Source organism: Nocardia sp. NPDC052316, from assembly GCF_044547795.1.
In the GTDB taxonomy this organism is placed as follows: domain Bacteria; phylum Actinomycetota; class Actinomycetes; order Mycobacteriales; family Mycobacteriaceae; genus Nocardia.
The window spans coordinates 228,356-239,263 of sequence record NZ_JBIUBB010000005.1; the positions used below are offsets into that span (position 1 = coordinate 228,356).

Here is a 10,908-nt window from a genome sequence, read left to right on the forward strand (position 1 = left end):
CGCAGCGGACCCGACGAGACCCGTAGGAGAGAGAAACGGTGTCGGATCCTTCGGGAGCGGCCAGCACTGTGCCGAGTGAGGAATTCCTGCCACGCAAGCGTGGCCTCGGCGAGACCCTGGCATTGGAAATGCGGCGCTCCGGCAAAGCCTGGATGTTCGTCGCGCCGGTGATGTTGGCGCTGGCCGTGGTCATCGGCTACCCGGTCATCCGGGCGTTGTGGATGTCGTTCCAGAAGGATTCGGGTCTCGACCCGGCGACGGGCATGTTCGTCGAGGGCGGCAGCGCGGGCTTCGCGAACTACACGCACTGGCTGCTGCAGCAATGCCAGGCGGGCGGCGAGATGGTCAGCTGCCCGACCGGCAACCTCGGTTCGCAGTTCTGGGCCGCCATTCTGGTCACGCTGTTCTTCACCGTGGTCACGGTGACGCTGGAGGCCACGCTCGGGCTCGGCTTCGCCATGGTGATGGGCAAGACGTTCAAGGGACGGGCGCTGCTGCGCGCCGCGGTGCTGATTCCGTGGGCGATCCCCACGGCCGTCACCGCGCGGCTGTGGGAGTTCATGTTCCAGTACGACGGGGTGGTCAACCGGGTACTCGGCACGCACATCCTGTGGACCTCCGATGCGTGGCCCGCGCGGTTCGCGGTGATCGCCGCCGACGTGTGGAAGACGACGCCGTTCATGGCGTTGCTGCTGCTGGCCGGTCTGCAGGTGATCCCCGCCGACGTGTACGAGGCCGCCAAGGTCGACGGCGCCAGCGCCTGGCAGCGGTTCACCCAGATCACGCTGCCGCTGCTCAAGCCCGCGCTGCTGGTCGCGGTGCTGTTCCGGACCATGGACGCGCTGCGCATGTACGACCTGCCCGCGATCATGACCCTCGGCAACCCGTCCACCCAGGTGGTGTCGATCCTGGTGGTCGATCAGGTCCGGCAGGGCCCCAACAGCGCGGCCGCGTTGTCGACGATCACCTTCCTGATGATCTTCGCGGTGGCCTTCGTGCTGGTGAAGATCCTGGGCGCCAACGCCGTTCGGACCCAGGAAGAACAGCGGGAGGCGCACTGATGGCGATTCGGACTGCGGAAAAGCCCGCCGCGCAATCGGTTCCGTGGACCCACCGGCTGCGGTCGGTGCGGCTCTACGCGGGCGTGGCGATCGTGCTGATCTGGGGACTCGGGCCGTTCTACTGGATGACCGTCACCGCGTTCCGCGACCCCGCCTACACCTTCGACAACACGCCGTGGCCGACGCACCTCACGCTGGAGAACTTCCGCAACGCGTTCGACACCAGCCGCGGCAACAACTTCGGCAGGGCGCTGGGCAACAGCGTGATCATCGGCTCGATCACCACGGTGATCGCGCTGGTCCTCGGCGTGCTCGCCGCATACGCGCTGGCGCGCCTGACCTTCCGCGGCAAGTACGTGGTGTCCGGGCTGATCCTGAGCGCCTCGATGTTCCCGGTGGTCGTGCTGGTCACCCCGCTGTTCCAGCTGTTCACCAATCTCGGCTGGATCGGCAAGTACCAGGCGATGATCATCCCGAACATCTCGTTCGTGCTGCCGATGACCGTCTACATTCTGGCCTCGTTCTTCGCCGAGCTGCCGTGGGAACTCGAAGAGGCCGCGCGGATCGACGGCGCCACCAAGCTGCAGGCGTTCCGGCTGGTCATGCTGCCGCTGGCGGCGCCTGCGGTCTTCACCACCGCGATCCTGGCGTTCATCGCCGCGGTGAACGAATACCTGCTGGCCCGACTGCTTTCCAGCGGCAGCACCGAGCCGGTCACCGTCGCGGTCGCTCGCTTCTCCGGCAACAACCCGCTGGTCGAGCCGTACGCCGCCATCATGGCCGCTGGCGTCATGGTGTCGATCCCGCTGGTCATCATGGTGCTGCTGTTCCAGCGTCGCATCATCTCCGGCCTCACCGCGGGTGGTGTCAAGAGCTAGAACACCCGCTCAGGGCGCATTTTTCGAGCTGTCACCGGAATCCGGCCGTACCCCGGTGGGCCGGTGATAGCATCGCGGGTCACCCACGGCGCGAGTAAAGTCGGGCCCGTGGGGGCCCATTTCCGATCGTTGTTCGTGCAGGTGAGTTTCGGCCGACGCTCCGGGAGGAGATGATCGTGAACGAGCGCGAGCGAGTGAGTCAGGGACACCGCGCGTCCGCGGGCACGTCGAGGCCGAGCATCGGCGAGGCGGTGTCGTGAACCAGCACCGGGGACGCAGTGCGCCCGCGGGCGAGGCAGCGTCGTGAATTCGTTTCGCAAGCGGCGAAAGGATGCACCGGAGCCCGCGCCCTACGCGTCGATCGCGGGCTTCAACGAGCTGGGCGGCACCACCGAGCGCGGCAAACGACCCGCTGCGAAACCCAGGCCACCCCGACCGACCCCCACGCCCGACCCGGACCATCCGCCGCGCACCAGAGCCGAACGCTTCCGTCGCCTGGTGCTCGCCCTGTTCATCATCTTCGGCGCGGTACCGACGCTGCTGTTCGTGCTCGTCTACTGGAGCGCCGAGATCCCCGAACCCGGCTCCGTGCAGACCAATCAGATCGCCACCGTGCTCGCCGCCGACGGCAGCACGGTGATCGCCAAGGTGGTGCCGCCCAACGGCAATCGCACGCCGATCCCCCTGGCCGAGGTGCCCGAGCCGGTCCGCAACGCGATGCTCTCCGCCGAGGACCGCAACTTCTACAGCAACCCCGGCTACTCCACCTCCGGCTTCCTGCGCGCGGCCCGCGACAATATGCTCGGCCGGGACAACGCCGGCGGCGGCTCCACCATCACCCAGCAGTACGTGAAGAACGCCTTCCTCGGCTCCGAGCGCACGCTCACCAGGAAGATGCGCGAGCTGGTGATCGCGGCCAAGATGGCGCGGCAGTGGAGCAAGGACGACATCCTCGCCGCCTACCTCAACACCATCTACTACGGGCGCGGCTCCTACGGCATCGCGGCGGCGACCAAGGCCTACTTCAACAAACCGGTGAACCAGCTGACCCTGGCCGAAGGCGCGGTGCTCGCCGCGCTGGTCCGCACGCCGTCCATCCTCGACCCGGAGACGCACCTGCCGGATCTGACGGCGCGGTGGAACTACGTGCTCGACGGCATGGTCGAGATGGGTGTGCTCAGTCAGGGCGACCGGGACGCGACCACGTTCCCCTCGATCATCCCGCTCAGCGAGATCCCCGACGACAACGTGGCCCGCGGTCCCGAAGGCCTGATCCGCACCCAGGTGGTGCGCGAACTGCGTTCCTCCGGCATCAGCGAACACGAGCTGAACACCGGCGCGCTGCAGATCACCACGACCATCGACATGAAAGCCCAGCAGGCCGTGCTGGACGCGGTGCACAACCGGCTCAGCGGCCAGCCGCCGGAACTGCGCGCCGCGGTCGTCTCGATCGATCCGCGCTCGGGTGCGGTGCGCGCCTACTTCGGCGGCGACGACGGCATCGGCTACGACTATGCCCAGGCGCCGTTGCAGACCGGGTCGGCGTTCAAGCCGTTCGCGGTGATCGCCGCACAGCAGCAGAGCATTCCGCTCAACCGCATGCTGGACAGTTCACCGGTCACCGATCGCGGCACCAAGATCACCAACGTGGACGGTGAAACGTGCGGTCGCTGCACCATGGCGGAGGCGCTGAAGCGCTCGCTCAACACCAGCTTCTACCGGATGACCATGTCGATGTTCGACGGACCCAAGGCCATCGCCGACGCGGCACACGCGGCGGGCATTCCGGAACACATCCCCGGCGTGGCAGGCAAGACCCTCACCGAGGACGGCGGGCGGCCGCTGAACGGAATCGTGCTGGGGCAGTACCTCGTTCGCCCGATAGACATGGCCTCCGCGTACGGGACGATCGGCGCGTCCGGGGTGTACCACCAGCCGTATTTCGTGCAGCGGGTGGTGACCGGGGACGGGCGCGTACTGCTCGACCGCGGCGCACCCGAACAACAGGTCGGCAAGCAGTTGCCCGCAGGCCAGCAACGCATCCCCCGCACCATCGCCGACAACACCACCCAGGCGATGACGCCGATCGCCGCGTACTCCAACGGCCACGGCCTCGCCGGTGGCCGCCCGTCCGCGGCGAAGACCGGCACCACCCAGCTCGGCGAGTCCAAGCTGAACAAGGACGCCTGGATGATCGGCTTCACCCCGTCGCTGTCCACGGCGGTCTGGATCGGCACCGAACAGTCGCAGCCGATCCACACCGCCCGCGGCACCGACATCTACGGCTCCGGCCTGCCCGCCGACATCTGGAAGCAGGTGATGGACGGCGCGCTGGCCGGCACCCCGATCGAACAGTTCCCGGCCACCAACGGCGCGGCGACGGCCGCGCCGCCGGGCGCGAACAAGCCGTCGGGCGGCGACTACGACATCCTGAATCCGCCGCAGGGGCCGTCGCGGGAACCGATCGTGATCATCCCGCCCGCGCCGGAGGGACCCAAGGAAGTGGAGATATTTCCCGGCCTGACCATTCCGGTGCCGCGATAGCGATGATGCTGTGACCTTCTTGCACCCAGGGGAACGCATGACATGGCAGCATCGTTTGCCAGAGTGAGAGCGAACAGCGAGTGTGTCGGACAAGGCCGACGCCGATGCCGCGGGATCGATGCGGAAGGATATGCGCTCGAGCGACGACGCCGCCAATTGGAGACAGACGAGACATAGGGGCTACGCCGGTGGATTTCAATGTCGTTGACCAACCCGAGACGCTGGTGGCGGGAACAGTACTTCGCAGCCCGGCGCTCGCGGTCGAGGGACCGCGTCGCGCGAAAGTCGAAGAGGCGTGGAAACGCAACCTGGCTCGCCAGCTGCCCGGGCCGCCGACGACCGCGTACGTGGACCACGCGCCGGAAATCAATTCGTATCTGACGCACATCGTCGGCTACCGCTGCCGCAGCCTCGACGACTTATTGCCCGGTGACGTGCTGGCCAGGGTGCCCGCAGGCCGGTTCGCCCGATTCATCGCCAGCGGTGACAACCTCGGCGACACCATCGTGCACATCTGGCGTTCGGTGTGGGACGCCGAGGCCGCTGGCCGTTTCGTGCGGGCCTACACCGGCGATTGGGAGCACTATCCCGACGCGCGAACGGCCGAAGTCTTCGTAGCGCTGGCAGACGATCAAGTCGACGGGTAGGAACAGAACTGTGGACTTCGAGATTGTCACGTTGGACGAGAGCCTGGTCGCCGGACTGACCGTCCCGCTGGCCGGGCGCGAGGTCACCGCACGCGACCTCGACCTGGTGAACTTCACCTGGGACCGCTACCTGGCGCGCGAGAAGAGCGTGCCGAGGGTGGCCGCGTACATCGGCCAGAACGACCACGCCGTCGCCGTGCTCGGCTACGAGGTGGCCTCGATGGACGAGATGGACGCGGGCGACGTACTCACCCGCGTCCCGCACGGCCGCTACGCCAAGTTCGTCGTCTCCGACAAGCCCTACGACCTCCTGCGCACCGCCTGGGCCCAGGTCCGCAAGGCCGAAAGCGCGGGAACCATCACCCGCTCCCACACCGCCGAAATCGAGCGCTATACCGGCCCAACCTCGGTAGAGGTCTACGTCTCCCTCGACTGAATACACCAAACAAAAAGCCGACCGGAGGTAAACCTCCGGTCGGCTTTTGTCGATCTACGAAGCCACCACAGCGCGATTCTTACGAGCGCCGTTCGTGGCCCGTCTCGCGTCCGAGCTGTCGAAGCGCATGCGCCGAAGGCGCCAGTCTCGACAGCTCGGACGCGAGACACCCTGGGGCCACGAACACGCCGCGGCCACGCGGCCAATAACTCAGCCTTCGATGATGAAGGCTTCCAGCTGCTCGCGGGCCACATCGTCGGCCAGCTGCTGCGGCGGGGACTTCATCAGGTAGGCGGAGGCCGGGATGACCGGTCCGCCGATGCCGCGGTCCTTGGCGATCTTCGCCGCGCGCACCGCGTCGATGATGATGCCCGCCGAGTTCGGCGAGTCCCACACCTCGAGCTTGTACTCCAGGCTCAGCGGCACGTCACCGAAGGCGCGGCCTTCGAGCCGGACGTAGGCCCACTTGCGGTCGTCGAGCCAGCCGACGTGGTCGGACGGGCCGATGTGCACGTCTTTGGCGCCCATCTCCTTCTTCAGGTTGCTGGTGACGGCCTGGGTCTTGGAGATCTTCTTCGACTCGAGCCGCTCGCGCTCCAGCATGTTCTTGAAGTCCATGTTGCCGCCGACGTTGAGCTGCATGGTGCGGTCCAGCTGCACGCCGCGGTCCTCGAACAGCTTGGCCATGACGCGGTGGGTGATGGTCGCGCCGACCTGGCTCTTGATGTCGTCACCGACGATGGGCACGCCCGCCTTGGTGAACTTCTCGGCCCACACCGGGTCGGAGGCGATGAACACCGGCAGCGCGTTGACGAAGGCGACGTTCGCGTCGATGGCGCACTGGGCGTAGAACTTGTCGGCCTCTTCCGAACCCACCGGCAGGTAGGAGACGAGGACGTCGACCTTGTTGTCCTTGAGCACCTTCACCACGTCGACGGGCTCGGCCTCGGAGAGGTCGATCGTCTCGGCGTAGTACTTGCCGATGCCGTCGAGGGTCGGGCCGCGTTGCACGACAACGTCGCTCGGCGGCACGTCGGAGATCTTGATGGTGTTGTTCTCGCTGGCGAAGATCGCTTCGGCGAGGTCGAAACCGACCTTCTTCGCGTCGACGTCGAACGCGGCGACGAACTTCACGTCGCGGACGTGGTACTTGCCGAATTTGACGTGCATGAGGCCGGGCACGGTCGCGGTCTCGTCCGCGTCCTTGTAGTACTGCACACCCTGGACCAGCGAGGAAGCGCAGTTGCCCACACCTACGATGGCGACGCGAACTTCTGTGGCGTTGTCAGCCTTCTTGTCATCACTCATGGCCGATATTTCCCTCTTTCTGTGGTGCCGCCTTCGTCGATTGCTCCGCCGCAATCAACTCGTTGAGCCAGCGCACTTCGCGCTCGCTTGATTCGAGTCCGAGCTGGTGGAGCTGCCGGGTGTAGCGATCGAGCGACCCGCTGGCCTTCTTGATCGCCTCCCGGAGTCCTTCTCGGCGCTCCTCGACCTGACGCCGCCTGCCCTCCAGAATCCGCATCCGCGCTGTCGCGGGGGTGCGGCTGAAGAAGGCGAGGTGGACGCCGAAGCCGTCGTCGGTGTAGTTCTGCGGTCCGGTGTCGGCGAGCAGTTCGCTGAACCGTTCGCGGCCCGCCGGAGTCAGTTGGTAGACGCGGCGGGCGCGGCGCGTGACCACACCCGCTGGGATCTCCTCGGCGATCAGTCCGTCCGACTGCATACGACGCAGCGTGGGATAGAGCGACCCGTAGGAGAAGGCCCGAAACGCGCCGAGCAGGCCGGTGAGCCGCTTGCGCAGCTCGTAACCGTGCATGGGCGATTCGAGGAGCAGCCCGAGGATTGCCAGCTCGAGCACCGGGCTTCACCTCCCTGACTATGTACAGACCTAACCGATGGATGCGACTCCAAACTATATCGGAGCGATATAACGCTGCACAGTCGTGGGCGATATAAACGGGGATCTACCGGCTTTCTCATACCCCTGAGCCGGGGCAGCCCCTCGGCAACACCGCTACTCTGGTTCTCGTGCGAATCCAGCGGCAAGTGGTCGACTACGCCCTCCGGCGCCGGTCGTTGCTGGCTGACGTGTATGCGGGCCGCGTCGATGTCGCCGAGGTATGTGATGCGAATCCCTACCTGCTGCGTGCGGCGAAGTTCCACGGCCGGGGGAGCGAGGTCACATGCCCGATCTGCCGGAAAGAACAGCTCACGCTTGTATCTTGGGTCTACGGCGACGGTCTCGGACCGGTGGCGGGATCGGCTCGGACCCCGGAGGAGCTGACCCGCTTGGCCGAGACTCGTGAGGAGTTCTCGGTCCATGTCGTCGAGGTATGCCGCAGCTGCAGCTGGAATCATCTGGTGCAGTCCTACGTCCTCGGGACCACGCCGGCGCCAACGCGGCGTCGCACCGGGACCCGGCGCACCGCAGCCGAATGAAATGCCTGGTCATCTGCCCGTCGGGTGACTCGCGGAGCCACCACGTGTCCGCAGCGGTCGACGCGACCGCCCCGAGCCACCCGCACCGTTACGAGTTATGGAGATCTTGTCAGTGAATTCGCCCTACGAGACTTCCCCCTACGGCGATGAACCGCACGGCGGCCGTCCTCCACGGAGTTCACACCCAGGTCCCAATCCGTATCAGAACCCACGCCCCGGCCCGCCGCCGCCCGGTGCCCGGCCCGGCCCGCCGCCCGGCCAGCGTCCCGCCCCCTACCCCGGGGAACTGCGCGGACCGCAGCCGCAGCGTCGTCCCGGCCCGCCCCCACCGCAGCAGCGGCCGCCGCAGGGTCGGCCGAACCCGGCCCCGCCGCCCGGCGCCCAGGCGACCCAGAAGATCGAGCGCGACTCGCTGCCCGGCGCGGCCGACCGGGCCAGGCGCGGTGGCCCGGCCACCGGCCCGCGGCCGACGGCCGAGCGGACCCGCCGCGTCGGCGACACCGGCACCGGTGAGCGCAGGCAGACCGCGGGCGGACCGCCGTCCGGCCCGCCCCCGCGCCGCAACGGCGGCAGCGGCGGCGACGGCTCCGGCGGATCGGGCAAGCGCAGGCCCGGTCAGAAGAAGAAATCGCCGTGGCGGATCGTGCGCCGGGTCATCTACGTGATGATGGCCATGGCCATCCTGATACCCAGTGGCGTGTTCCTCGTCGCCTACACCACCGTTTCGGTACCCCAGCCGGGCGACCTCAAAACCAATCAGGTGGCGACCATTTTCGCCTCCGACGGCGAGACGGTGATCAGCAGACGTGTTCCGCCGGAAGGCAACCGGACGGATGTGACGATCGAGCAGATCCCGGCGCACGTCCGCAACGCGGTGATCGCCGCCGAGGACCGGGACTTCTACTCCAACCCGGGCTTCTCGATCTCCGGCTTCGCGCGCGCCGCCCGGGACAACATCCTCGGCAAGGAAAGCGCGGGCGGTGGTTCCACGATCACCCAGCAGTACGTGAAGAACGCGCTGGTCGGTGACGAACGCTCGCTCACCCGAAAGATGCGGGAGCTGGTCATCTCGGCCAAGATGGCGCGGCAGTGGAGCAAGGATGAGATCCTCGCGGCCTACCTCAACACCATCTACTTCGGTCGCGGCGCCTACGGTATCGACGCCGCCGCCAAGGCGTACTTCGAGAAGCCGGTGACGGAGCTGACCGCCGCCGAGGGCGCGGTACTCGCCGCCACCATCCAGCAGCCGTCCGGCCTCGACCCGGAGAAGAACCCCGAGGGCGCGAAGACCCGCTGGAACTATGTGCTCGACGGGATGGTCTCCGGCGGCAACCTGCCCGCGGCCGAACGGCAGAGCATGCAGTACCCCCGCGTGGCCCCGGTGTCGAACACCGAGGACAAGACCCTGGACTCGGGTCCGGAGGGCCTGATCAAGCAGCAGGTGCTCAAGGAGTTGTCCGCCGAGGGCATCAGCGAGCAGCAGCTCAACACCGCGGGTCTGTCGATCACCACCACGATCGATCCGAAGGCGCAGCAGGCGGCCGTGGACGCGGCGCAGAAGAAGCTGCAGGGCGAGCCGGAGAAGCTGCGCGCCGCGGTCGTCTCGGTGGATCCGAAGACCGGTGGGGTGCGTGCCTACTACGGCGGCGACGACGGCAAGGGCTGGGACTACGCCAACGCGGGCCTGCAGCCAGGCTCGTCGTTCAAGGTGTTCGGCCTCGCGGCCAATCTCGAACAGGGCATCCCGCTCTCGCAGATGTACGACAGCTCGCCGATCACCGTCAACGGCATCAAGATCACCAACGTCGAGGGTGAAGGCTGCGGCATGTGCACCATCGCCGAGGCGTTGAAGCGCTCGCTGAACACCAGCTTCTACCGGATGCAGATCGACATGGGCAACGGGCCGAGGAAGATCGCCGACATGGCGCACAAGCTCGGCATCCCGGAGACCATCCCCGGCGTCGGCCCCTCGCTCACCGAGGCGGACGGCAGCGGCCCGAACAACGGCATCGTGCTCGGCCAGTACGACGCCCGCGCACTCGACATGGCCTCGGCCTACGCGACTTTGGCGGCCTCGGGGGTCTACCACAAGCCGCACTTCGTGCAGAAGGTCGTCACCGCCGACGGCACCGTGCTGCTCGATCGCGGCGAGGTGCCCGGCGAGAAGCGGGTCGAGGCGGCGGTGGCCGACAACGTGACGGCGGCGATGAAGCCGATCGCGGCGTGGTCGCGCAACCACAACCTGGCCGGTGGGCGCGAGTCGGCCAGCAAGACCGGCACCGCCCAGCTCGGTGACACCGGTGAGAACAAGGACGCGTGGATGGTCGGCTACACGCCGTCGCTGTCGACCGCGGTGTGGGTGGGTGCGGTGGACAGCACGGCGCTGCGCAACTACCAGGGCGGCATGATCTACGGTTCCGGCCTGCCGTCCGACATCTGGAAGGCCACCATGGACGGTGCGCTGGAAGGCACCAAGAACGAGACCTTCCCCAAGCCTGCGCCCATCAAGGGCCAAGCGGGCGTGCCGGAATGGTCGGCGCCGTACACGCCGCCGCCGACCACCGAGGTCCCGTTCCTGCCGCCGATCCAGATCCCCTCGGGCCCGATCGAGATCCTGCCCGGCATCGTCATCCCCGGCCTGCCCGGCGCGCAGCAGCAGCAACAGCCGCAGCAGCGCCCGCAGCAGCAACAGCCGCCACGCGAGGAGGGTCCGGGCCCGCTGCCCGGGCAGCCGGTGGCGCCCACCGACGGCTCGTCGCCGACCGCGACCGGCTCGCCGCGGGCGGGCAACGGACAGAACGAGAGCACCGGGGCACCACCCACCACCCGCAGCCGGTAGTGGCGAACCTGCGGCGCCCGGCGGAATACGCCGTGGTGCCGCAGGTTCCACACTGCGAGCAGCC

The 10,908-nt window shown here is 67.6% G+C and carries 9 protein-coding genes; 7 read left to right on the plus strand and 2 right to left on the minus strand.

The genetic code is table 11. The annotated features are described in order from the left end of the window. Positions 1-38: 38 nt before the first annotated feature. From ACIHA7_RS24675 to ACIHA7_RS24695, 5 genes are all read left to right on the plus strand, one after another. Positions 39-1,061: a carbohydrate ABC transporter permease gene (locus ACIHA7_RS24675; protein ID WP_397293336.1), complete on the plus strand. Its 1,023-nt coding sequence runs from the start codon at positions 39-41 to the stop codon at positions 1,059-1,061. Continuing rightward, positions 1,061-1,939: a carbohydrate ABC transporter permease gene (locus ACIHA7_RS24680; protein ID WP_397293337.1), complete on the plus strand. Its 879-nt coding sequence runs from the start codon at positions 1,061-1,063 to the stop codon at positions 1,937-1,939. Before ACIHA7_RS24675 ends, ACIHA7_RS24680 begins: the two co-directional genes overlap by 1 nt. Positions 1,940-2,242: 303 nt before the next feature. Then, a complete protein-coding gene (locus ACIHA7_RS24685; protein ID WP_397293338.1) occupies positions 2,243-4,483 on the plus strand; it encodes a transglycosylase domain-containing protein in 2,241 nt (746 codons plus the stop codon). A 188-nt stretch (positions 4,484-4,671) separates the two neighbouring features. Next, the gene (locus ACIHA7_RS24690; RefSeq protein WP_107653371.1) at positions 4,672-5,130 is read left to right on the plus strand and encodes a GyrI-like domain-containing protein; all 459 of its coding nucleotides are present in this window, start codon (positions 4,672-4,674) and stop codon (positions 5,128-5,130) included. A 10-nt stretch (positions 5,131-5,140) separates the two neighbouring features. After that, positions 5,141-5,566 (plus strand): GyrI-like domain-containing protein, encoded by a 426-nt coding sequence (locus ACIHA7_RS24695; RefSeq protein ID WP_135234039.1) that lies wholly within the window; start codon positions 5,141-5,143, stop codon positions 5,564-5,566. Positions 5,567-5,776: 210 nt separating this feature from the next. On the opposite strand, the gene ACIHA7_RS24700 is transcribed toward ACIHA7_RS24695, so the two are convergent. Then, positions 5,777-6,874, minus strand: a complete 1,098-nt coding sequence (locus tag ACIHA7_RS24700; protein ID WP_397293339.1) for an inositol-3-phosphate synthase — start codon at positions 6,872-6,874, stop codon at positions 5,777-5,779. Continuing rightward, entirely contained in the window at positions 6,867-7,424 is a 558-nt protein-coding gene (locus tag ACIHA7_RS24705; RefSeq protein ID WP_107653374.1) for a PadR family transcriptional regulator, read from the minus strand. The genes ACIHA7_RS24700 and ACIHA7_RS24705 overlap by 8 nt, the downstream gene beginning before the upstream one ends. 170 nt (positions 7,425-7,594) lie before the next feature. Between ACIHA7_RS24705 and ACIHA7_RS24710 the strand changes: the two genes are divergently transcribed. Both ACIHA7_RS24710 and ACIHA7_RS24715 read left to right on the plus strand, forming a co-directional pair. Then, complete coding sequence (locus ACIHA7_RS24710; RefSeq protein ID WP_159080092.1) at positions 7,595-8,005, plus strand: DUF5318 domain-containing protein; 411 nt, start codon at positions 7,595-7,597, stop codon at positions 8,003-8,005. Between the two features lie 97 nt (positions 8,006-8,102). After that, positions 8,103-10,844, plus strand: coding sequence for a transglycosylase domain-containing protein (locus ACIHA7_RS24715; RefSeq protein ID WP_397293340.1), 2,742 nt, complete (start codon positions 8,103-8,105; stop codon positions 10,842-10,844). The last annotated feature ends 64 nt before the right edge of the window (positions 10,845-10,908 follow it).

What these genes read in the sequence shown, in the direction of transcription:
- ACIHA7_RS24680 (WP_397293337.1), top strand. Translation starts at nt 1,061, where the DNA reads ATGGCGATTCGGACTGCGGAAAAGCCCGCCGCGCAATCGGTTCCGTGG.
- ACIHA7_RS24715 (WP_397293340.1), top strand. Translation starts at nt 8,103, where the DNA reads ATGGAGATCTTGTCAGTGAATTCGCCCTACGAGACTTCCCCCTACGGC.
- ACIHA7_RS24700 (WP_397293339.1), bottom strand. Translation starts at nt 6,874, where the DNA reads ATGAGTGATGACAAGAAGGCTGACAACGCCACAGAAGTTCGCGTCGCC.